This window comes from Pseudomonas sp. SWI36 (genome assembly GCF_002948105.1).
Classification (GTDB): Bacteria; Pseudomonadota; Gammaproteobacteria; order Pseudomonadales; family Pseudomonadaceae; genus Aquipseudomonas; species Aquipseudomonas alloputida.
The window spans coordinates 4,931,158-4,954,414 of the sequence record NZ_CP026675.1 but is presented as its reverse complement, the minus strand read 5'-3'; the positions used below and the strand labels follow the sequence as shown (position 1 = coordinate 4,954,414).

Genomic DNA, 23,257 nt, shown 5'->3' with positions numbered 1-23,257 from the left:
AGGCCATGCCCGCCCAGGCTTTGTGTTGATTCAGACGGCGGACAAGGATCTTTTATGCCTAGCCAATCTGATTTGCGCTACAGCTTTGAGGCACTCGTTGGCAAAGCTGAATTCGAGGTGGTGTCGTTCGAACTCCGAGAGGGCATCAGCGCACCCTTTGAACTGGAGCTGAAACTGATCAGCTTCGAAAACGACATCGACTTCGGCCATTTGCTCGACAAGCCCGTGCTCTTCACCATCCTGGAGGGCGAACGCCCGGTACGGTACGTGCACGGCCTTGTCAGCCGTTTCAGCCAGGCTGAAAGCGGCTTCTACCGCACCTACTACCACGCGCTGGTCGAGCCCCAACTGGCACGGGCCAACCTGCGCTCGAACTGGCGCATCTTCCAGCACAAGACCGTTCCGCAAATTCTCGAGCTGATGCTCAAGCGCCAGGGCATTGACCAGTACGAACTGCGCGCCAGCATGGACCACCAGGTGCGCGAATTCTGCGTACAAGCCGGCGAAACCGACCTCGACTTCATCGCCCGCCTGGCGGCCGAAGAAGGCTTTGTCTACCGCTTCGAGCACAACGAAAAACGCCATAAGCTGATCATCACCGACAGACTGCAGTCACTCGGTCTGATAAGTCACGGTGTCATCAAACACGAGGACGACGCCGAAGGCTTCTACCGTGAGCGTGAACCGTCAGCCCCGGACACCGTGCTGTACCATTCCAACCACGGCGGCGACCAGCCTCAAGCGTGCCTACGGCGCTTGCGCTACAGCGAACAAGTGCGTACTGCACGGCAGGTTCAACGCGACTACACCTTCACCCACCCGGCCTATCGTCAGGAACACAGGGCCTCGGGCCCCTATCTTGAGCACCAGTCCACGGACTATGAGTGCTTCGACTACCCCGGCCGTTACAAACGCGATGCCGTTGGCAAGCCGTTCACCGAAAACCGCATCACCGGCTTGCGCCATGACGTGCGTATTGCCCAAGTGCAAGGCGACGATGTGCGCCTGCAACCAGGCCTGAGCTTCACCCTGACCGGCCACCCGCGCGAAGACCTGAATGTGCATTGGCGGGTCAGCACGGTTCGCCACGAAGGCAGCCAGTTCACCAGCCTGCAGGAAGAAGCTGCCGGGGCCGACCAGGGCACACGTTACGAGCAAAAGGCGGTACTGGTGCCAGGCAGAACCGAGTGGCGCCCAGCTCCGTTGCCCAAACCACGCGTTGACGGCCCGCACATGGCCACCGTGGTGGGGCCGCCCGGTGAAGAGATCTACTGCGACGAATGGGGCCGGGTCAAGGTCAGCTTCCCCTGGGACAGAGAAAGCCAGGACAACGCGTTCAGCTCCTGCTGGGTACGCGTATCCCAAGGCTGGGCCGGCGGCAGCTGGGGCTCGATGGCCATCCCACGGATTGGCCAGGACGTGATCATCCACTACGTCAACGGCGACCCCGATCAGCCGATGATCACCGGCCGTACTTACTGCGGTAACCAGCTGCCACCCTACGACCTTCCCCGCCACAAGACCCGCATGACCATCAAGAGCCAGACCCACAAGGGCGATGGCTTCAACGAGCTGCGCTTCGAGGACGAACTGGGCCAGGAGGAAGTGTTCATTCATGCCCAGAGGGACCAGAACAATGTGGTCAAGCACGATGAGACTACGCAGGTCGGCAATGACCGCAAAGAGCAGGTCGATAACGACGAATCGATCCTGATCGGCCACGACCGTATGGAAACGGTTGGCAATGACGAGCGCATCACCATTGGGCAGGACGCCGCGCTCGACATCGGTAGAAACCACACGATCAGGATCGCCAAGGACCGTGTCGAAAACATCGGCAATCACCGTCACGACCAGATCGCCGCCAATCACCACTCCCGTATCGGTGGCAACTTCGAGCAACGGGTCGAAGGGCATGCCGAGCTGGAAGCCCGTGGGGATATCCGCAGACGTACTCGCCGTTATGAACTTCGAGCATCGGAAGCCGTGGTCATCCAAGGCCCTGGGGGCTCCATTCGAATCGACGAAACAGGCATCACCCTGGACAGCCCGACGATTCGCATCACCGGCCAGATGCTCAAGTCGGCAAATGGGACGACAAGCCCCTTTTCCATCAGCAGTGCCCCGAACACCGGCAAGCCTCTGGAGCGCTTGTGTGGGCGCCGCCCTGATGGTACCTGCCTCCTGCCCGATTGCCGCTGTATCCGAGGGCCAGTCCAATGACTACACCGTCATCAGCTGCTCCGCGCAGCGAAGACTTCGCTCATAACTGCCGCTTTCTGCTGCTCATGACCAGGGCAATCGAGTACTGGGCCTATCGGCCCATCCCGCAGGAGGGTGAACTGGTTCCTGCTTATGCCCCATCGGTACTCGACCTTATAATCGCTGTCAGCCGGAATACTCAAAAGGCATGGTTATGGAAGAACAGCGCCCTGGATGACCGTCATGAGTTTGGGCCTTTGCTGGTGGACGTTGCAGACGCTCACGAGCTGCTTGCCCATGCAATCACGACCTGGATGCCTATCGGTGGCGCCATCGCGCTGGATGCCGAGGTTGGCCTGGCAGCGCTGGCAGACCACTTCACCAGCCTGGTGCAGGTCGTGCTCCCTGACCACAGCGTTGCCACTCACCATGTCACACCGGACCATCTTGCAGCCTGGCTGAATGCGCTTGATGACGACCATCGCAAGGCCTGGCTTGGCCCGGTGTCTCGGTTGGCATGGCGAGTCAACTGGGGGCCGGCTCATGAGTGGAAAACACACGAAAACAAGCCGATTGCTGCCCGCTCAAAATCAGAACTGCCTTTGACCCTCCAGCAGCTTGAACTTGATCGGCTGCAAGCAGGCATGCACGAGCACTTTGTCCTCTCATTGGCGCATGAGGTCTTGGCCATGCCGCCCCATGCCAACCATACCTTGGCGGACATACGCCAATGGATAGAAACACTCCTGCCGCAACTGACAGCCCTCAATTTCCGGAGCGAGGAAGTTGCGGGCCAATTCATTCGGCTGATAGCCGGGCACATGTGGCTGATGAGCAATGACAAGGCGGGAAAAATCTACACCAACCTCGAAGAGTCGCCCCAGGCCCGCCTTCGCGAGCTCCAGGCACTGGTCGAAAGCAAGGAGCCTGCCCATGACTAACGCCTCCGTCAGTAGCGCCACCTCCGGCCCTACCTGCAGCGCACGCGTGCCCATCCTGCCAGTGCGCTACGCCATCGTGCCCCGTACCGCCGACGCCCCCGCCTGCCGCTATGCCGATGCAGGCTTCAACCTGGAACAAGGCTTCCCCCCGCTGCAGCACTCGGCCTACACCCTCCGCGCTTTGCGCCCGGGCTATGTCTACGTGTTCATGAAAGGCCCTCAGGGCGAAAAGCTGGTCATTCATGAGCACGTCGGCGCGGGCCTCTACAAGGAGCTGCGCTACCAAGGGCTGGAGGACTACCACCGCCGTGAGCGCTACCTGTCCGGCCAGAGCACCGGCTGGGTGTGGGCCGACACCTGCCAGGACACCGCCAAGGAAGTGTGGATCGGCTACAGCCCGCACCTGTGGACCAACGCCATCACCGCCCGTATCACCGGTTCGGCAGCCCTGCGCAAACGGCACATGCGCCAGCTGGACATGGCCGAGCTGGTCAGCGGCAACCCGGCGCCGTCCACCCAGCCCCATGTGTTGCCAGTCAGTGCCCTGCAAACCTGGGTCGAAGACTTCAAGCCAACCGAGCGGCGCATGCCGCTGACCTGGAGCAGCGACCCGGTCACCGAAACCTTGCCCATCGGCAACCTCAATGCCATCGCCCGCCACTACCCCTGGACCCAACCGAAAGTGCCGGTGGTGGTGGCGCTCGCCGATGCCGAAGGCATGGCCCTGGACCTGAGCCTGTCGGTCTCGGCCTACCAGCATCAACTGCGTGACCTGATACCGGCCGAGCAACTGGAGCACACAAAACCCGCCCAACCTCCCGAGCAGGAGCGCGTGCCGGCATGCTACCGGCTGGATGCCGAAAAGCTCAGCCCGCAGAGCCGCGACTTTCACCATCGCAACCTGGTCGCCATGCTGCTGAACAAGACGCTGGAAAGCCTGTACCCGGCGGATGCCCCTTCGCCGGAACTGGCCGCGTTCAGGCTTGGCACGTCACGCCGGGGGCCCGCCCTGTCGCCGGCCGAGTCACATTTCCAGGCCCTCACCCATGAAGACTACTCCCCCAACGGCGCACGCCTGGCACAGCGCCTCGATGTCGACAAATACCGGCGCTTCCTCGCCGAACGCGACGCGCTGGAACGGCGGATTGCCGCCCTGCGCAACCTGGCCTTGCAAGCCAGCAACGATCATGACGCCTGGCTGGCGACGGCCGAATCCCAACACATCGATAACCCCTACAGCCTGGCAGCCGCCTTGGCCTGTTATGACCGCGACGAACGCACCTCCGCCCGCGGTCTGGAAATCTCACTGGCGTTGCTGATTCACCCGATGGGCCAGCCGACACCCGGCACCGAAGATCATGACCGACGCTTCAAACGCCTGGAGCAATGGCTGGACCAGCACGACAGCCCGCTTTACACCGCCTTGGCGCCGTTCAACCCGTTCAAGGACAAAGCCGACGCCATCGGCTCCTTGTTCGGCGCCAGCGACAACGTGATCGAGGGATTGGCGGGGCGCTTCCCGGCCATGGCGGACATCACCGACCTCACCGCCCAGTCGGTCAATGCCGTGGTGCTCAAGCGCCTGCGTGGCCAGACCCGTTGGGATGCCAGCCATGGCCTGCGCCAGCAAGTGTTGCTGGCAGCGCGTGAGGCCAATGCCGAGAAAGCACTGGGGTTGCTGGCGGCTCGCTATCGAATCACCGAGCAGGCCATTACGGAAAATCCATTTAGCCAGGAAGTGCAGAGGTATCTGAAGAGCGGCATGGCGCAGGTTGAAGAGATGAAAGCGTTGCGCATATCAGGAAGCCGCACGGTGTCCATCGAGCTGACCACCACTGCGCGCGTGAAACCCAACTTCCTTGGGTTACTCACCTCGGGCGGTGGTGGTGGTTTAAACGGGGGGATGCTGTGGTTCAACATCTTATCGCTCAAGACGGCCTACAACAGCCTGCAGAAGAGCGATGCACCGGAATACACCCTAGGGTTCGCCTCATCTGTTTTCGGGGTGATTGGTGCAGCGGCGGCAACGTTGGTCAGCGTACGGGCAACGCAAAAGGCCGTCATGCTGAGATTAAGTGCCACAGCGCCGGGCATGGCCTTTGGTAACGGTCTAATCAAGCTCCTAGGAAGTAATTTGTTCGCAAGGTTGGCCGGCTACCCGGCTATTTTCCTAGGGTTCGCCTCTGACTATAAAAAATCCCAAAGGCAGAAGATGCACGGTAATACTGCCGCTTCTGATTTAACTTTCTATGGCGGGGGGCGCGGTCGCAATAGGCTCCGTCTTGGTATTAGAAGGTGGATTAGCTATTGCAGGCGCCACAACACTTATCCCTTTTGCAGGATGGGCTGCAGCTGCAGTAGTCCTATTAGGTGCTGCGATCATAGCTGGAGGCATCTACCTCCATGCGAAAGCCACCGAACACCTTCACACCCCTATAGAGCTATGGGCCAGTCGAAGTATATTTGGGAACCGTCTCAATGATGGCGAAAGCCGACCAGACATAATTTTAGATACCGACAAGAAACTTCCAACTTTCGTCAACATTAAAGACGAAATCAACGCTTGGCACCAGGTATTTTACTCACCCTCGCTGCTTTCAAAAAACGAGACAAAACTATTTGACCTAGGGCATCTGGACAGCAAATGGACTGACTTAAACACATGGACTACTCCGAACTGGACTGCCATCACACACAATCAAGTTTCTAGCATCCCCCCCACTGCTGAGTTTACAGTCCTCCTACGGGGATTTCTATTGGGCCAGAGCGAATGGCAAGCCAGCCTTAGTAGCCAACTCGAGAACAGTGGCATATCTATATTACCAGCCACACCAGACTGCTATGAAATTAGGGGTGGACTGATACTCCACTTCAAGAATCAAATTCGAAACCACCGCCACATTAAACTAAACATCAAATATCTGCCAAATCTAGGTTTAGATGAACAAGCAGGCTCCTCCCAGACATTCAAACTTGAGGGACGATAATGGCCATTTCATGGATTTTCACACCCTCCGCACGCTCTCAGTTCACTCCACACATCTCAAGCCAACTATCAACCATAAACAAACATCACTTATCCCTCGTGAACCCATGGGTATCCGACTCCGTATTCATGGGAAAATTATACACCGCCATGACATTAGGGTTAGCAGCTTATATCTACCCGGACATTATATATGCGGATTTTAGAAAGTCCGCGCTAGCGGACCTTCACTCACTCGCACAATACGTTATTGCACCACTAATATTTACACCATTCATTGCCTACAGGATATTCTTCATAAAAAACCTATCAAACATCTACCTCAATCGCGCAACTGGAAAAATCCTATATCAACGCAACAAAAAACTTATCTCATTCGATTGGACCAATATCAAGGGAGGGGTATTTAAGCGCACAGAGTTCGGTGGTTCATCCTTCAGCACTAGCTATGCACTTGCCTTTGCCCCGCCTAGGAAGGATGGTAGCCTCCACAAAAAAGACTGCCTCTGGGTCGACAGCAACGAACCCACCGAACCCGGCGTCAAGCATGTGGCCGAGGTATGGGAATACCTCCGCCACTTCATGGACCACGGCCCGGACAAACTCCCCCCGCCCGGTGAGCCCAACTGGTGGCACAAGCCATTGCACGCCATCTGCCTGACCCCGGCAGAAGCCTGGCGCCACTATGCCCCCTGGCGAACCGGCGAGCCCGGTGAAATGCAGGGCAAAAAGAACTGGCAATTGCCGTTCTGGGCCGTGCTGTTTCCCTACAACCTCTGCGTCGCCATTTGCTGGTACGGCATCTGCCGCCTGTTCAACGTCCGAGCAGCGCCACCGCCTCCCGAAGCATTTGAGGAAGCCCCCATTCAACCCGGCAAAAGGAAGCGCAAATGAAACCCATCGTACTGGTAGGCCATCGTCATAGCTGCCCGCTCCATGGCGAAGGCACTGTGGAATCCGGCGCAAGTGCAACATTCGTGGATGGCAAGGCCGTCGCTCGTATGGGCGATCGCATCAGTTGTGGCGCCGTTATCGAAACCGGCGCTGCCTGCACGATCATCGAGGGCCAGCCCGCAGCAAGGGAGGGTGACACTACCAGTCATGGAGGGACCTTGATCGAGGGGGACCAGGGTTGGCTCATTGATTGAAAGCCACTACCGGCCACCGAGCCGGATGCTGAAGCCTGACAGTCAACAGGTTTGGGCCGTCCAGCGGCCCAAAAGGCGAGCAAAGCCACCTTTCCAGGTGACCCGTTCTCACATTCATGGCGCCAGCCCGCAAACTGCGCCATGTCTGCGTCAATCCAGCACTGGCCGAAGCAACGCCTGCGCCTCATACAGGGTCGGTAAATACCGCAACCGTATCTCATCAATACTCAACCGCGATGCATGAGTAGTTATGGTCAGCGTGGCTTTCAACTGGCCGGCCCGCCCCAGCAATGGCACCCCCAGCACCCGCATACCGATTTCATATTCCTGATCAACGATACAGAACCCCAGCCCCTTCACGCGCTGTAGCTCAGCGTCCAGCTGCGCCCGGTCTGTCAGTGTGTAGGGCGTCAACGCCCGCAGCGGGTGACGGGCAAAGTATTCGTCCCGCTCCCCCTCATCCAGCCAGGCCAGCCAGATTCGCCCGCTGGCCGTGCAATACATGGGTACCCGCGAGCCCGGCCTGATCGACAAAGACGCCACATGGCTATACCGGCTACGCACCAGATGGATGATCTCATCGCCATCGCGGGTACCCACCGATACGTGCTCCTGGGTCTGCCGCGCCACCTGTTCAACAATCGGCCGCAGCATGCGCGGCAATTGCGCCGAGTCCACATAAGCCTGGCCGATACGCAAGGCCTTGGGGGTCAGCCAGTACTCACGACTGTCTGTTTCGGCAAAGCCCTCATGCACCAAGGTCAGCAGAAACCGCCGCACCGCACTGGGCGTAAGGCCAGATAACCTGGCCGCCTGCGGCACACTCAGACGCGGCTGCTCGGCGCTGAACAGTTGCATCAGCGCCAGGCCTTTCTGCAAGCCTGCGATCAGGTCACGGGGATGGATGACGGGTGTGTTCATGCATTCGACTCGCTACCAGAGGCATAAAAACAGCCGATTACTGCGATAACCGGATCATGACTGCGATTATCGCATTAAGTGGCCGCTTGGCGCATTGTTGCTCACGCCCCTCTGCCTCACCCTTGGCGCCATAACAACGCCAATAAGGAGGTAAGCATGATTCGAGGTTCCACTGAACTGGTCGCCATCGTCGGTTCGCCCATCGCCCAGGTGAAGTCCCCGCAAAACTTCAACACCTGGTTCAACCACAACAACTGCAACCTCGCCATGCTGCCCATCGACCTGCACGAGGCGGCGCTGGACAGCTTTGCGGGAACCCTGCGTGGCTGGCAAAACCTGCGCGGTTGCGTGGTCACCGTGCCTTACAAGCAGGCGCTGGCCAACCGCGTGGACGGCCTGAGCGTGCGCGCAGCTGCCCTGGGTTCGGTCAATGTGATACGCCGCGAGCGCGACGGACGCCTGCTGGGCGACAACGTGGACGGCGCCGGCTTCCTCGGCGCTGCGCACAAGCATGGCTTCAAGCCGGCGGGCAAACGGGCACTGGTGATCGGTTGCGGCGGTGTTGGCAGTGCCATTGCCTATGCACTGGCTGAGGCAGGGACCGCCAGTATTACCCTCAGCGACCCCAGCACAGCACGCATGGGTGCTGTATGCGAACTGCTCGGCAACGGCTTCCCCGGGCTTACGGTCAGCACACAGTTCAGTGGGCTGGAAGACTTCGACCTGGTGGCCAACGCGTCCCCAGTCGGCATGGGCACCCGCGCAGAGCTGCCGTTGTCCGCCGCCCTGCTGGCTACCCTGCTGCCAGACACTCTGGTTGCCGACGTGGTCACCTCACCCGAGATCACCCCGCTGCTGAACCGCGCGCGGCAAGTAGGTTGCAGGATCCAGACTGGCCCGGAAATGGCCTTCGCCCAACTGGGCCACCTTGGCGCCTTCATGGGCGTCACGCCGTTGGAGATCTGAGGCCATGACGACTCTGGAGCACACACACAACAGCTTCGACCTGGTTGTGCTGGGCAGCGGTGCCGGTGGTTTTGCCGCTGCCGCCACCGCGGCCCGCCGTGGGCTGAAGGTGCTGATGGTGGAAAAGGCCGAACGCTTTGGCGGCACCTCGGCGATTTCTGGCGGCGCGGTGTGGCTGTACGGCACCGACCAAGCCCGTGACGCCGGCGCCAAGGATTCCCCCGAGGCAATGCGCACCTACCTCAAGCAGGTCATCGGCGACGGCTACGACCCCGCCTTGGGCGACGCCTTCATCGAGCATGGCCACCAGGCGCTGCGCTGGCTGGAGCAGAACACCGAACTGCGTTATGCCCTGCGCCCACTCTCGCCCGACTATTACCCGGATGCACCCGGCGCCACTCAGTTCGGCCGGGCGCTGGAAATGGTCGAGTACGACGGCAAGCGCCTGGGCACACGCTTCAAGGACCTGCAGATGCCACCACCCGGCATGCTGCTGTTCGGCGGCATGATGGTCAACCGGGTGGATATCCAGCATTTCCTCAGCATTCGTCGCTCACCCAGGTCGCTGTGGCATTGCCTGAAGTTGATGGCGCGTTACGCGCGCGACCGCCTGCAGCACCCACGCGGCACCCGGCTTACCACCGGCAACGCATTGATCGCCCGCCTGGCCACCAGCGCCTTCGCCCACGGCACGCAGTTGTGGTTGCGCAGCGAAGCCGTGGAGCTGATCGCCGAGCACGGCGTGATCACGGGCGTGGTCGTACAGCGCGAAGGCCGACGTGAGCGGGTAATGGCCCGTGGTGGCGTGGTGTGCGCCATGGGCGGATTCGCAGCAGGCGCAATGGCCGCCGACTACCGCCCGGCTCAAAAGGCGCCGCACCTGACCCTGTCACCACCGGCCAACGACGGAGCCGCCCTGCGCCTTGCCCAGGCCGTGGCAGCAGCCGAGGGCGAGAGCCTGGCGGCCAACTTTTTCTGGGCACCGGTTTCCGAACTACGTCATGCCGATGGTGAACGTGAGCGCTTCCCGCACCTGGTCACCGACCGCGCCAAGCCGGGCGTGATTGCGGTAGACCAAGCCGGGCGGCGCTTCGTCAACGAGTCCGACTCCTACCACCACTTCGTGCACACCATGTTCGCCAACGGCATTGCCAGCTGCTGGCTGGTCTGCGATGCCGAGGCAATGAACCGGTACGGGCTTGGCCTGGCGCGGCCCAAGCCCGTCAACAACCAGGCGTTGATCGATGCAGGCTACCTGTATCGGGCCACCACATCGCAGGCACTGGCCCTGGCCATCGGCGTCGATCCACAGGTGTTTGCGCAAACACTTGCACAGTTCAACAGCGATGCCAGCAATGGCATCGACCGCGCATTTGGCAAAGGCGGCAACAGTTACAACCGCTACATGGGCGACCCGCAACATACGCCCAACCCATGCTTGGCACCCCTGACCAAGGGGCCGTTCTATGCCATCCGCATTCACACCGGCGACCTCGGTTCAGCCCGTGGCCTGGTGACCAACGCCGATGCCAACGTGCTGAACCGCAACGGCTTGCCGATTCCCGGGCTGTATGCGGTCGGCAACGACATGAACTCACTGATGAAGGGCACCTACCCCGGCCCCGGCATCACTCTGGGCCCTGCCCTCACCTTCGGCTGGCTTGCTGCCAACCACATCACCGCGCGCCTGCAGGCGCCGGCTACCCCTACGGAGAACCCGGCATGTACTACGAACTGAGAACCTACACCCTCGACCCATTGAAAATGGCCGACTGGCTGGCCCTGTACCAAAGCCACGCACTCGAGGTGCAGAGCGAACACCTGGGCAACCTGGTGGGCTTTTTCACCAGCGAGTTCGGCGACGTCAACCAAGTGGTGCACATCTGGGGCTATGCCAGCCTCGACGACCGCATGGCGCGCCGCGCAGCCATGGCGGCAGACTCACGCTGGGCGGAATTCTCGCGACGCAACCGCGAGCTGGGCGCGGTACTGCGCCTGCAATCGCGGCTGCTGCGCCCGACCGGTTTCTCACCGCTGCAGTAAGCCACACGCCACCTCTTCCAACAGCCGAGCGGACCCCTTCCATGCCCCCCCTTGAATGTGACGTACTCATCATCGGCTCCGGCGCCTCTGGCCTGGCTGCCGCCGTAACCGCCGCGCATCATGGCCTGACAGTGGTCGTCGCGGAAAAAGCCAGCCAGCTGGGCGGCACCAGTGCCTGGTCGGGGGGCTGGTTGTGGATACCGCGCAACCCGCTGGCCATCGCCGAAGGCATCGTCGAAGCCGACGATGCCCCGGAGCGCTATCTGCGTGCGCAAACCCACACCCGCGAGCTGGACCCGCGTCAACGCGCCTTCCTGCGCCATGGTCCGGAAATGGTGGCGTTCTTCGAGCAGCACACAGCCGTGCAGTTCCAGTGCGGTAGCCGTATGCCCGACATGCGTGAAGGCGATGGCAGTGCACGCGGCGGTCGCTCGCTGTGTGCATTACCTTACGACGGGCGACGGCTAGGGCCTTGGCTGCACAAGTTACGCCCACCGCTGGACATCGTCAGCCTGGCCGGCATGGGCATTGCCGGGGGCGCCGACATGGCTGCCTTCTTCAACGCCACACGCTCGCCCAAGGCAGCGCTGCATGTTGGCAAGCGCCTGTTGCGCCATGGCCGAGACTTGCTGCTGCACCGTCGCGGCTTGCATCTGGTCAATGGCAACGCGCTGGTGGCGCGCCTGCTGCGCAGCGCCCTTGATCGTGGCGTGACATTGCTGACCGAGAAAGCGGCCAGCCGTCTGTTGTTGTGCGAAGAACGGGTCAACGGCGCGCTGTTTGCCGATGGCCAAACGATCTACGCACGGCGTGGTGTGGTGCTGGCCTGCGGGGGCTTCCCACATGATCGCCAGCGTATCTCGCAACTGATACCGCACGCGCCGGACGGTGACCAGCATTACTCCGCTGCGCCCAGGGAGAATAGCGGTGATGGTTTGCGCCTGGGCGAACAGGCGGGTGGGCGGGTGTCTGCGGCAGGCGCCCACGGGGGCGCCTGGGCGCCGGTATCGCAGGTACCGCGCCGCAATGGCCATTTCGGCCATTTCCCACACCTGATCGACCGTGCCAAGCCCGGTTTCATCGCCGTGCGCCGCGATGGTCGGCGCTTCGTCAACGAAGCCGATTGCTACCACGACTTCATGAACGCGCTGTTCGCCGCCACGCCGCAGGCTGAGCAGCCGGAGGCCTGGCTGATCTGCGACCATGCTGCGCAACGGCGCTATGGCATCGGTTGGGCCAAGCCCTTTCCCTTCCCTACCCGCTTCTATCAGCGCAGTGGCTATTTGCACAGCGGCGCTACCCTGGCGCAACTGGCGCAGCGCTGCGGGATCGACGCCGAGCAGTTGCAGCGCACGGTGGAGGGCTTCAACCATCATGCGGCACAAGGTGAAGACCCTACCTTTCTACGTGGCGCGTCGGCCTACAACCGGGCCCAAGGCGACCCGCAGCAGGCACCTAACCCGTCGCTTCGGCCGTTGCTGAAGGGGCCGTTCCATGCGGTGAAACTGCTGCCAGGCAGCCTTGGCACCTTCGCCGGCCTGGATACAGACGCCTCAGCCCGCGTACTGGACCACGCAGGGCAGCCGATACCCGGGTTGTTTGCAGTGGGTAACGACATGCACAGCGTGATGGGTGGGTACTACCCGAGCGGCGGCATTACCCTTGGCCCTGGGATGACCTTCGGGTATCTGGCCGGTAGAGCGTTGAGCGGGGGCTGTGCACATCATTGATGTCGGTGTTGCGCCCATCAGGCAACCAGGGCCAAAGCCTTCTACCCTTCAGTGAGGTGAATACCTGCCGCGCCCGCAGGCCAACGCAACCGTTCGATAACCGAACAGTAGCCCGTCTCTTGAATTGACGCTGCCGTCTTCACTGCTCACCATGCACCGGCCTTGCGTGCCCCCCTGCCTGGGAAACGGTCACGTACCCGTAGCACCGCAGCTGAATACAATTTCAAGAAACGAGCAGTCTATGAACCACTCCAAGATCCCCCCCGCCGCGCCCCGGATGTCCCAGGGCTCGATCGGCGACAAGCTCCGCGGCGCCTTCGGCGTCGGCAAGACCCGTTGGGGCATGCTCGCCCTGGTGTTCTTCGCCACCACCCTGAACTACATCGACCGCGCCGCCCTCGGCATCATGCAGCCCGTGCTGGCCAAGGAAATGAGCTGGACGGCGATGGACTACGCCAACATCAATTTCTGGTTCCAGGTCGGCTACGCCATCGGTTTTCTGCTGCAAGGCCGGCTGATCGACAAGGTCGGGGTCAAACGGGCGTTCTTCTTCGCTGTACTGCTGTGGAGCCTGGCCACGGGTGCCCACGGCCTGGCCACCTCGGCGGCAGGTTTCATGGTCTGCCGCTTCATCCTCGGCCTGACCGAGGCCGCCAACTACCCGGCCTGCGTCAAGACCGTGCGCCTGTGGTTCCCGGCGGGTGAGCGGGCCATTGCAACGGGGCTGTTCAACGCCGGCACCAATGTTGGCGCCATGGTCACCCCCGCGTTGTTGCCGCTGATCCTGGCTGTGTGGGGCTGGCAGGCTGCGTTCATCGCCATGGGCAGCCTGGGCCTGGTGTGGGTCGTGTTTTGGGTGCTGAAGTACTACAACCCTGAAGACCACCCCCGCGTGCGTCAGAGCGAGGTGCAGTACATCCAGCAGGATGACGAGCCCGAGCCGACCCGCGTGCCGTTCAGCCGTATCCTGCGCCTGCGTGGCACCTGGGCTTTTGCAGTGGCCTATGCGATTACCGCGCCGGTGTTCTGGTTCTACCTGTACTGGCTGCCGCCGTTCCTGAACCAGCAATACAGCCTGGGCATCAACGTGACCCAGATGGGCATCCCGCTCATCATCATCTGGCTGACGGCAGACTTCGGCAGTATCGGGGGAGGCATCCTGTCGTCGTGGCTGATCGGCCGGGGCGTGCGCGCCACGACAGCGCGCTTGGTGTCCATGCTGATCTTTGCCTGCACCATGCTCAGCGTCATCTTTGCCGCCAACGCCAGTGGACTGTGGGTCGCGGTGGCGGCCATCTCGATCGCGGTAGGCGCGCACCAGGCGTGGACGGCGAATATCTGGAGCCTGGTGATGGACTACACACCCAAGCATCTGGTGAGCACCGTATTCGGCTTCGGCAGCATGTGTGCGGCAATTGGCGGAATGTTCATGACGCAGATTGTCGGCAGCGTGCTGACCGCTACCAACAACAACTATGCCGTGCTGTTTACCATGATCCCCGCCATGTACTTCCTGGCGCTGGTGTGGATGTATTTCATGGCACCGCGCAAGGTCGAGAGCGCCTGAGAGCGCTAGCCACTTACCTCTACGGGGCCCTTGCGGGCCCTTTTTTTGGCTTGGCGTTTCTTGAGAAGCGGACAACGACAATGCAGCGTTCGGTGTGGGTTCACTCACGAACGTGACGCAGTCGGTGACAGGCGCCACGTTCGCTCGATCAGACGGTGGCCAACACCGCCTTGGCTTTCTCCAGCGCCATGCGCGCGCGCTGTTCGCCGCTGATGCCCTGCTCCAGCAATTGCCGCGTGGGGATTTCCAGGCTCAGCGGCACGCTCGGCGGCAAGGCGCGCAACAGGCCAACCAGGTCGGCATCTCCATCACCCGGGAAGCGACGCTCGTTACGCGCCTGGCGCAGGATCTCGTCCATGTCGGCCGGTACCGGGCCAGCAACGTCACACAGTTGGGCATAGCGCATGCGCTGCGGCTTCAGCTGCGCCAGGTCGTCCAACGAAGAGCCAGAGCGGTTGAAGTGGAAGGCATCCACCAGCACGCAGCCATTGGCGCGGTCGGCGTTGGCCACCACCCGCATGGCCTGGCGCAGGTCACGTACGTCGGTCCAGGGCATGAACTCCAGGTGAGGGTGAATGCCGTAGCGCGACGCCAGCTCGCACAATGCGGCAAAGCGTTCGGTCAGGCGCGCTTCGTCGGGGTCGTTGCCCGCTACCAGCAATTCAGTGCCACCCAGCTCGGCGCCCACCGCCAGGATCGCTTCGAAATCGGCCACACAGGTTGCCGGCTCAAGACGCAAGATCTCCAGGTCGAGCACCTTGATGCCCGTGTCGCGCAGGCGCGCCTGGGTTTGCCGACGCAGTTCGGCATCGGCGATCAACGGGAAATGCCGCTCCTGTTCGGTGGCTGGCACCAGCCGTAGGCCGACATGGCTGTAACCCGCTCGGGCGGCGGCCTCGACCATGTCCGGTGGAGACAGCTCGAGCACCGTCAGGGCCGCGAGGGAAAAAATTCGATCAGTCATTAATCATCACCAGCAATAGTAAGGTTGCATCAGCCAATGTGCGCGGGCGCGCAAGCCCGACCGCTCTGGGCTGCCTGCCTTATCGCTTCGATCAGCGCCAGTGTGCGCCCTCCGTCGGCAGCGTCGATCAGCGGCGCCTGTTCACCCCGGGCAACCCGCACAAAATGCTGCAGTTGCAGGGTCAATGCCTCGCCGGCAGGGATGCTTTCCGAACTTTGCAACAGGGGCGTATGCCAGCCCGAGCCTGCCTCGGCGTAATGCCAGCGCTTGAGCTGGGGAATGCTCAGTGCACCTTGGGTACCGGCCAGCAGATAGCACGGCTGGCCATCCTGGCGCGGGTACACGGGGCTTTCGCCAGCGTCCAGCTCCCAGCTCCACGGTGCAGCCACCGCGTCGGACCCGGTCAGGCTGCCCAGGGCACCGTTGGCAAACTGCAGCAGCACCGCGGCGCTGTCTTCGTTGGCAAAACCGCGTACATCGTTGCGGGTGAAGGCCTGCACCTGCACCACTTCGCCGCACAGGTAACGCAACAGGTCAAGGTCGTGGATCAGGTTGGTCAGCAAGAAACCGGCCCCTGGCTCGCGGCGCCAGGGCGTTTCGAAATAGCTGTCGGGCTTTTGCAGCTGCCACAGCGCGGTGACATTGATCAGACGGCCAAGCTTGCCTTCGTTGATCACCTGGTGCGCCTTGGCGATCAGCGGATTGTGTCGGCGATGGTGCCCTACAAGCACCGGTACACCTCGGCGGCGTGAGGCTTCCACCAGTGCACGCACTTCATCCAGGTTCACGCCCACCGGTTTTTCCACCAGCACCGGCACCCCGGCCTCGACACAATCCAGGGCGGTGGCGACATGCAGGTTGTTGGGGTTGGCGACGATCACTGCCTCAGGGCGCACCTGCTCCAGCATTTGCCGGTGGTCGGCAAAGCAGGGCACGCCGCACTCGGCAGCGAAGGCCTCGGCCTGCTGGCCGGGGTCGGCCACGGCACACAGTTGGGCTTGCGGCACATTGCGCAAATGCTGGTAATGCTGCCGGCCCATGATGCCGGCGCCAATCAAGGCAATACGAAGGGGTGCGTTCAACAGCCTGTCCTCTTGTCATTGTTGTCATGAAATTCTGAAACCTGGTTCCACAATTCACACTCGACAATTTAGAACCAAGTTCAGCTTTTCAGAAGAACAGGCGGAACAGACTGTGCGGTAATCGACCGGAATATCCCCTCAGGCAAAAAGCTCGCTGGCGGGACTGGCCGCCGACAGCTCTTCTGCCGCCGCCAGCAATAGCGGTGCCAGCGCTGTAAGGCGGCTCTGTGCCAGCCGCGCGCTGGGCCCGGCGATGCTCAGCACGCCGATCACCTCGTCACTTTGCGGGCGGCGCACCACTGCGGCCAGGGCTGATGTGCCGATGGCGGACGTTTCCTCGACCCAGGCATAACCGCGCTCGCGCGCGCGGTGCAGGTAGGCGAGCAGCTCGTCGGTGGAGCGTGGCGCGTTCGGGCCGAACTGGTCGGGGTCGGCAATACCTTGGCGCAACACCATCTGCAGCGCCTGCTCATCGTCCAGGCTGGCCAGCCAGGCATGCCCGGAGGCGGTATAGAACAGCGGCGCGTCGCGCCCCATATCCGGGTCATAGCGCAGCCCGGAGCGGGCCCCTTGGGACTTGGCGATCCAGGTTTGCCGGGCACCGTCGATCACCCCAAGGCGCACCAGTTCGCCGCTGTCCTGGGCCAGGCGGTCAAGAATCGGCTGAATGATGTCGGCACCGCTGCTGGCCAGGTAACGAAAGCCCAGCGCTACCAGCTTGGCCGACAGCTGATAGCGGCTGCTTTCCCGGTTCTGGCGCACGTAGCCCAGCCGCACCAGCTCTGTGAGCATGCGGTGGGCGGCGCTTTTGGGAATGTCCAGGCGCTCGGCCAGGGTTTGTAACGGCAGCCCTTGGGGTTCACCGGTAAGGCTTTCTACAAGACTGAAGGCGCGTTCGATCTGACTACCAGCCATGTCACAGGTCCCTGATTTTTTTGCGGATTCTAGAAGATGATTCCACATCGTCGCTACCCAGCGCAGCTCGGGCCAACTCGAATGTCCGATGATCGCCCAGTTCTTGCCGGACTTGGCCATTCCGCCCTTGCAGCCCCCTACCTGCTGATAAGAATATGGAACTTAGTTCCAATAAAAACACAGGAAACCCGCAATGCCTTCCGCTCCTCTCGAAACCGAATGCGATGTACTGGTCATAGGTTCTGGCGCCGCCGGGCTGGCGGCGGCCGTCACGGCTGCCTGGCATGGGCAGAAGGTGATCGTGGCGGAGAAAGAACCGGTGTTTGGTGGTGCCACCGCCTGGTCCGGCGGCTGGGCCTGGGTGCCACGCAACCCGCTGGCGCGCAGGGCCGGCATCGAGGAAGACATCGAACAGCCGCGGACTTATCTGCGCCATGAGCTGGGGGCAAACTACAATGCCGAGCGCGTCGATGCCTTCCTTGAGGCGTGCCCGCACATGGTGGCGTTTTTCGAGAAGTACACGGCGTTGCAGTTTGCCGACGGCAACGGCATCCCGGACATGCATGGCGATACGCCAGGGGCAGCCCTTGGCGGCCACCAGGTGATCGCCGCGCCCTACGATGCCCGCGAGGTTGGCGCCCTGCTGCCACGCTTGCGCAAGACCATGCGCGAAACCTCGTTCATGGGCATGCCGATCATGGCCGGTGCCGACCTTGCCGCCTTCCTCAACATGACCCGCTCGCCCAAAGCCCTGCTGCACGTGTGCAAGCGCTTTGGCCGCCACCTGTACCACCTGGCCCGCCATGGTCGGGCCATGCACCTGGTCAACGGTGTGGCGCTGGTGGCGCGCCTGGCTAAATCGGCACAGGACCTGGGTGTACACCTGCAAGCGTCGGCGCCGGCCAAACGCCTGCTGATCGAGGATGGCCAGGTGCGCGGGGCGTGGGTCGCGACGCCACAGGGCGAGCAGCTGATACGCGCCAAGGCCGTGGTGCTGGCGGCAGGTGGTTTCCCCAATGACAACGCCCGGCGCCAGCAACTGTTCCCGCGCGATGCCAGCGGCCACGACAATCTGGCGCTGCCACCCAAGGGGTGTTCTGGCGATGGCCTGCGGCTGGGCGAGTCCGCCGGCGGTGTGGTTGATACCGACCTGAGGTCGCCAGTGGCTTGGGCACCGGTTTCACAGGTGCCGCATCGCGACGGCAGCATCGGCCACTTCCCGCACATTATCGAGCGCGGCAAACCGGGCGTTATCGGCGTGCTGGCCAACGGCAAGCGTTTCGTCAACGAAGCGCATGGCTATTACGACTATGTGTCGGCCATGGTCGCTGCAGTGCCGCAGGGTCAGGAGGTGTGCTCGTGGCTGGTTTGCGATCATCGCTTCTTGCGCCGCTATGGCCTGGGGCATGCCCGCCCGGCACCGCTGCCGGTAGGGCCGCATGTGCGCAACGGCTACCTGAAACGCGGCGCCACGCTCGAGCAACTCGCCCAGGCCTGCGGCATTGACCCGTCCGGGCTGCGGGCCACGGTCACTGACTTCAATAGCCATGCCCGTAACGGCCAGGACCCGGCGTTTGGCCGTGGTTCCACGCCGTTCAACCGCAAGCAGGGTGACCCTCAGCACAAGGGCCCTAACCCTTGCGTGGCGCCCATCGAGCACGGGCCGTTCTATGCGGTGAAAGTAAAGCCCGGCTGTTTTGGCACCTTTGCCGGGCTGCGCACCGACGGCAATGCCCGTGTACTGGATGAGGCCGGGCAACCGATCGCAGGCCTGTACGCAGCAGGTACCGACATGGCCAGCGTGTTTGGTGGCTGGTACCCGTCGGGCGGCATCAACCTGGGGCCGGCGCTGACCTTTGGCTATGTCGCCGGGCGGCACATTGCCGGGGTGCAGGGGTACGAGTGAGCTGACCCACAATACCCGGGAGGTCGGCGCTCTGCTGGAGGACGCAGGGAAAGGTCGTGGCGCTTGAATCGAGTGCCACGCGGTCTGATTGTTCAGCGCTGTCGCCCCTCAGCTCACAGGTCTCGCCGCGCTGCGCTCCTGAATTTGCGCCAGCCAGTAGGCCACATCCACCTCGTCGATCTGCTCGGTGCGCAGGAAGCGCTCGGCATATTGGCGGTATACCCCGCTGCTGAGGAACAGCTGTAGCAGTTGCCCGTCGACGTGCCCCTCACGGGCCATGGCCACCAGGATCTTCACCGATTCGGACAGCGTTTTCGGGGGTTTGTATGGCCGGTCTGCTGCCGTCAGTGCTTCGAAGATGTCGGCAATCGCCATCACTCGCTCGGCAATGCCCAGGTCCTGCCCGTCCAACCGGCGCGGATAGCCGCTGCCGTTCATCTTTTCGTGGTGGTTGCCGGCGATGTCGGGTACCCGCTTGAGCTGGCGCGGGAGCGGCAGTGCACTGAGCATAATGATGGTCTGCACGATGTGTTCGTTGATCTTGAAGCGTTCTTCGTCAGTCAGCGTGCCACGGCGGATCGACAGGTTGTACAGCTCGCCGTAGTTGCTGGCGTGGCCTGGCAGGTGCATGTCGAACCCCCAGATATTACGCGGGTCGCCCTTCACCACCGGCGGCGTGCGGGTACCCCAGGGCACGCAGTGCTCGGGGCGGTCGGCCAGCAATGGCTCCTCTGTCGGTAGTTCAGGCTGCGGCACGCCAACAAGGCGTTCCGCCTCGTCACGGGAGATGCCCAGGCGGTTATCGAAATGGCGCAGCCAGCGGCGCTTGCCGATCACCTGCAAGCGCTGGATATCGGTGTCCTGCATGAACTCGCCGCCGATGTTGGCCTGGGCGACGAAAGCGAAGTCGTCCTGCAGCTCGGCCTGGCTTCGCTGCAGTGCGGCTTTCAGCACCTGCTGGTCGGCGCCACTGGCCAGGCCTTGCCAGTAGGCCAGCTCCGCATCGCGCCACAGCACTTCGAAACGCATGCGTACTTCGTGGATGCGGTTGTAAAGGGTCTCCAGCTTGGTCGCCTTGTCCACCACGTACTCGGGACTGGTGACCTTGCCACAATCGTGCAGCCACGCTGCCACACGGAACTCGTACCGCTCTGCCTCGGTCATGCTGAAGCTGGCGAACGGACCGCTGTCGGCTGCTACTGCCTGATCCAGCAGCATCTGCGCCAGCTGAGGCACTCGCTCGCAGTGGCCACCGGTATAGGGGCTCTTGGCATCGATGGCGTCTGCCAGCAGCTTGATCATGGCGTCCAGCAGGCGTTGCTGGGCTTCGACCAACTGGCGGGTTTCGATAGCCACCGCAGCCACACCGGACAGCTCCTCGACAAAGCGCCGAAATGCCTCGCCCACCCGCTCCTGCGCCTGCTCTTCGTCCATTTGCAGGACCAGGATGCCCAACAGTGCCCGGCTACGGTCATTAAGCACCACGGCCAGGCTGCGCTCGTGCAGGCCGAGGGCCTGGGTCACTGTTGCAGCCAAGTGCTGCCGGGCGCCTTCATCCACTGCCAGCTCGCTTGGGTAGTGTTCACCGCGGCACGAGGCGGCCAGGCGCAGCAAAGTCTGTTCAGCGTCGTACAGGTAAACCCCGCCGGCGTCGCCCCCGGCAGCTTCTACCAGATGGCTCAGCACGCCATCGAGCATGCGCTCGAGGTCTCGCTCGCGGCTGAGCGCAAGGGTAATCGCCTGAAAGTGGCGAATAGTACCGGACATGCGGCTCAGCACACGGCTCAGCTCACGCACCTCGGAAACCCGCGAGTGCACGCCCACTTCACGGCTGAAATCAAAACTGGCCAAACCTTGAACCTGCTCGCGCAACAGCCGCAGCGGGCGGCCAATGCGCCGGCCAAGCACACCGCCGAGCACCAGCAACACGGCCATCAGCGCCACGGTCCAGAGCAACTGCTCGAACAAGACTTTGCGTGCCCCCACCAGCAGCTCCTGGCCTGGTACGGCAATCAGCACGTGCAAGTCGTGCCCGGCCAGGGTGGTCAGCTGCACACGAATGCCATACCAGGTCTGGCCGTCCACCTGATAAGGCTGAGGCTGGTTGCCCTTCGGCAGGTCAGCGTATAGCTGCGCCAGGCTGGGAGCGCCCAGCTCGGCGACCCGCGACAGGCGCACGCCTTGCCCTTCGTGCACGATTGCCCGCTGCGGGTCCGGATAGGCCACAACGTTGCCCTGGTCATCGACCACCACGATCTCGGTACCCGGGGTCATGCGCAGGTCCTGAGTCTCGCTGGCCAGGTCGTTGACCGAAACGTCCAGGCCGATCACGGCCCCACCGTCGACGCTACGTTGGGCCATGGTCAAGCCGACCTCGCGGGTGGTGAAGAACACATAGGGGCGCGTCAGCACAGTAGAGGGTTGTACCGTGGCTTCAGCGAACCAGGGGCGCAGGCGTGGATCGTAGCGATAGTCAGGTTTGGCCTGGGCCTGCAACAAGTTCAGCGCCCGATCATAAAAGCGCCACTCGCCCTGCACCTTGGCGCCGTCGCCATGGCTGACGCTCTGCACCAGAAAAGCCGTGCCCGGTGGAGCGGCGAAACGCTGCATCAGCTGTGGGTCACGCAGGCGACGCACCAACAGGAACTCGCCGCTGGGGTAACCCAGATAGGCGGCGCTGAGCATGCGGTTGGCGTCCAGCATTTCCACCAGCTGTGGCAGCCGATCCAGGCGCTGTGCCTGGGTGTGCACCGTCGTGTTGTGGGCCAGCAGGCGAATGCTGCTTTGCGCCGGCTCGATCAGGCGCCTGGCGCGCTCGTCGATCGTCTTGGCAACCTGCTGGGCGGCATCACCAGCGGCGGCCACGAGGGTTTGGCGAATTCCGCGGTAACCCTGCCAGGCCAGGGCGGCGCCGAGCAGCAGCATGCCCAGCACGATGGCCAGCGCCACCAGCCATTGCAGCGAGATGCCACGCCCGGCTTTACCGGCAACACGGCCATTCGACACGCAGCCCATTCCAGGTACTCCATGTGTGGCAGTTTGAAGGAGCAGCCAGAACGATCATGCAGGCCAGGGCCATTCGCAGGCAGCGTGACGGGCCAAATGTTGGCAAGCTGCCCTGGTCCATCTTGGCAGCAGTGTAGAGCGTACGTGGGCTTTCTGCCGGGATGGCAAAAAAGTTAACCTGGGCAGTAAAAGGCGCACAGCCGTTACATGAGGCTCAACCCCGCTGCTCCAGCATGACCAACGCCCCGACAATCAGCGCCTGCATGCCCTCAAGCAACTCCACTTCCATCTCCGATTCTTCGCCAGCCCGGTCGGCCTCCAGCAGCGGCTCGCGCCCCGACACCGTGTACACCGTATCGGCCACGGCAAAGCCATGGAACGCCACCGTCGACAACAACCAGCGCGCCTGTTCCAGGCTCAGGCCGTAGGCCTGGGCGATGTGCGCCTGGTGGTCATTGATCTTGTCGATCATCGCTTCTGTCGCTGCCAGCCTGCGGATCACATAGGGCGTCAGACCCGGGTGGGCCTTGACGAATGCCTGTACCGACGTGGCAAAGCGCGTCAGGTAGGACTGCAACCCTTCTACACAATTCCCGTCTGCCCTAGGGATCTGCCAGCGCTGAAAGATCTCCTCGGCCACCAGGCACTTGAGTGCTTCGATGTTCGGCACATGCTTGTACAGCGCCATGTGGCTTACGCCCAACGCAGCGGCCACGCCAACGAACGTGAGGTTGGGCAAGCCGATGGCGATGCTCACGTCGGCAATCCGTTCACGGGTGATGGTGCGAGGGCGACCGCGTCCGGGGGTGCGTTGTGGTGGTTGCATCGGTTCCTCCAGGCTTTGTGAAGACAGTCTTGTAGCTGCCTTGTCGGGTTTTCG

General features: G+C 62.4%; 16 protein-coding genes and 1 pseudogene. 11 read left to right on the top strand and 6 right to left on the bottom strand.

Annotated features, from left to right (window positions below):
• Window positions 1–54 precede the first annotated feature (54 nt).
• The 5 genes and pseudogenes from C4Q27_RS23610 to C4Q27_RS23590 all read left to right on the top strand — a co-directional run bounded on the left by C4Q27_RS23610 (window position 55) and on the right by C4Q27_RS23590 (window position 7,277).
• Window positions 55–2,223, top strand: a complete 2,169-nt coding sequence (locus C4Q27_RS23610; RefSeq protein WP_064491554.1) for a type VI secretion system Vgr family protein — start codon at window positions 55–57, stop codon at window positions 2,221–2,223.
• Window positions 2,220–3,143, top strand: coding sequence for a DUF4123 domain-containing protein (locus C4Q27_RS23605; protein WP_104887431.1), 924 nt, complete (start codon window positions 2,220–2,222; stop codon window positions 3,141–3,143). Before C4Q27_RS23610 ends, C4Q27_RS23605 begins: the two co-directional genes overlap by 4 nt.
• Window positions 3,136–6,130: pseudogene (locus tag C4Q27_RS23600) on the top strand (T6SS effector BTH_I2691 family protein). The gene C4Q27_RS23605 and the pseudogene C4Q27_RS23600 overlap by 8 nt, the downstream one beginning before the upstream one ends.
• The gene (locus C4Q27_RS23595) at window positions 6,130–7,023 is read left to right on the top strand and encodes a DUF6708 domain-containing protein (protein ID WP_104887430.1); all 894 of its coding nucleotides are present in this window, start codon (window positions 6,130–6,132) and stop codon (window positions 7,021–7,023) included. The pseudogene C4Q27_RS23600 and the gene C4Q27_RS23595 overlap by 1 nt, the downstream one beginning before the upstream one ends.
• On the top strand, window positions 7,020–7,277 hold the full coding sequence (locus tag C4Q27_RS23590; protein ID WP_064491505.1) for a PAAR domain-containing protein: 258 nt from the start codon (window positions 7,020–7,022) through the stop codon (window positions 7,275–7,277). The genes C4Q27_RS23595 and C4Q27_RS23590 overlap by 4 nt, the downstream gene beginning before the upstream one ends.
• Window positions 7,278–7,427: 150 nt before the next feature.
• Here C4Q27_RS23590 and C4Q27_RS23585 read toward each other — a convergent pair whose 3' ends face one another.
• Window positions 7,428–8,198, bottom strand: a complete 771-nt coding sequence (locus C4Q27_RS23585) for an IclR family transcriptional regulator (protein ID WP_104887429.1) — start codon at window positions 8,196–8,198, stop codon at window positions 7,428–7,430.
• A 156-nt stretch (window positions 8,199–8,354) separates the two neighbouring features.
• On the opposite strand from C4Q27_RS23585, the gene C4Q27_RS23580 reads away from it, so the two are divergent.
• From C4Q27_RS23580 to C4Q27_RS23560, 5 genes are all read left to right on the top strand, one after another.
• Window positions 8,355–9,164 (top strand): shikimate dehydrogenase, encoded by an 810-nt coding sequence (locus C4Q27_RS23580; RefSeq protein WP_104887428.1) that lies wholly within the window; start codon window positions 8,355–8,357, stop codon window positions 9,162–9,164.
• A gap of 4 nt (window positions 9,165–9,168) precedes the next feature.
• Complete coding sequence (locus C4Q27_RS23575) at window positions 9,169–10,902, top strand: FAD-dependent oxidoreductase (protein ID WP_104887427.1); 1,734 nt, start codon at window positions 9,169–9,171, stop codon at window positions 10,900–10,902.
• Entirely contained in the window at window positions 10,887–11,207 is a 321-nt protein-coding gene (locus C4Q27_RS23570; protein ID WP_003250862.1) for an NIPSNAP family protein, read from the top strand. The genes C4Q27_RS23575 and C4Q27_RS23570 overlap by 16 nt, the downstream gene beginning before the upstream one ends.
• Before the next feature lie 41 nt (window positions 11,208–11,248).
• Window positions 11,249–12,937: an FAD-dependent oxidoreductase gene (locus C4Q27_RS23565; protein WP_104887426.1), complete on the top strand. Its 1,689-nt coding sequence runs from the start codon at window positions 11,249–11,251 to the stop codon at window positions 12,935–12,937.
• Window positions 12,938–13,178: 241 nt separating this feature from the next.
• Window positions 13,179–14,504: an MFS transporter gene (locus tag C4Q27_RS23560; protein ID WP_012052802.1), complete on the top strand. Its 1,326-nt coding sequence runs from the start codon at window positions 13,179–13,181 to the stop codon at window positions 14,502–14,504.
• Window positions 14,505–14,652: 148 nt separating this feature from the next.
• Here C4Q27_RS23560 and C4Q27_RS23555 read toward each other — a convergent pair whose 3' ends face one another.
• The 3 genes from C4Q27_RS23555 to C4Q27_RS23545 all read right to left on the bottom strand — a co-directional run bounded on the left by C4Q27_RS23555 (window position 14,653) and on the right by C4Q27_RS23545 (window position 17,465).
• Window positions 14,653–15,468, bottom strand: a complete 816-nt coding sequence (locus C4Q27_RS23555) for a sugar phosphate isomerase/epimerase (protein WP_020190771.1) — start codon at window positions 15,466–15,468, stop codon at window positions 14,653–14,655.
• A 29-nt stretch (window positions 15,469–15,497) separates the two neighbouring features.
• Window positions 15,498–16,550 carry a Gfo/Idh/MocA family protein gene (locus C4Q27_RS23550; RefSeq protein WP_064491500.1) on the bottom strand — a complete coding sequence of 351 codons (1,053 nt, stop codon included), beginning with the start codon at window positions 16,548–16,550 and terminating at the stop codon, window positions 15,498–15,500.
• Window positions 16,551–16,688: 138 nt separating this feature from the next.
• Window positions 16,689–17,465 (bottom strand): IclR family transcriptional regulator, encoded by a 777-nt coding sequence (locus C4Q27_RS23545; protein ID WP_020190769.1) that lies wholly within the window; start codon window positions 17,463–17,465, stop codon window positions 16,689–16,691.
• Window positions 17,466–17,658: 193 nt separating this feature from the next.
• Here C4Q27_RS23545 and C4Q27_RS23540 point away from each other — a divergent pair, with 193 nt between their 5' ends.
• Complete coding sequence (locus C4Q27_RS23540; protein WP_064491499.1) at window positions 17,659–19,371, top strand: FAD-dependent oxidoreductase; 1,713 nt, start codon at window positions 17,659–17,661, stop codon at window positions 19,369–19,371.
• A 108-nt stretch (window positions 19,372–19,479) separates the two neighbouring features.
• Here C4Q27_RS23540 and C4Q27_RS23535 read toward each other — a convergent pair whose 3' ends face one another.
• Window positions 19,480–22,386 (bottom strand): HD domain-containing phosphohydrolase, encoded by a 2,907-nt coding sequence (locus tag C4Q27_RS23535; RefSeq protein ID WP_104887425.1) that lies wholly within the window; start codon window positions 22,384–22,386, stop codon window positions 19,480–19,482.
• A gap of 205 nt (window positions 22,387–22,591) precedes the next feature.
• On the bottom strand, window positions 22,592–23,203 hold the full coding sequence (locus C4Q27_RS23530; protein WP_064491497.1) for a TetR/AcrR family transcriptional regulator: 612 nt from the start codon (window positions 23,201–23,203) through the stop codon (window positions 22,592–22,594).
• Window positions 23,204–23,257: the final 54 nt, after the last annotated feature.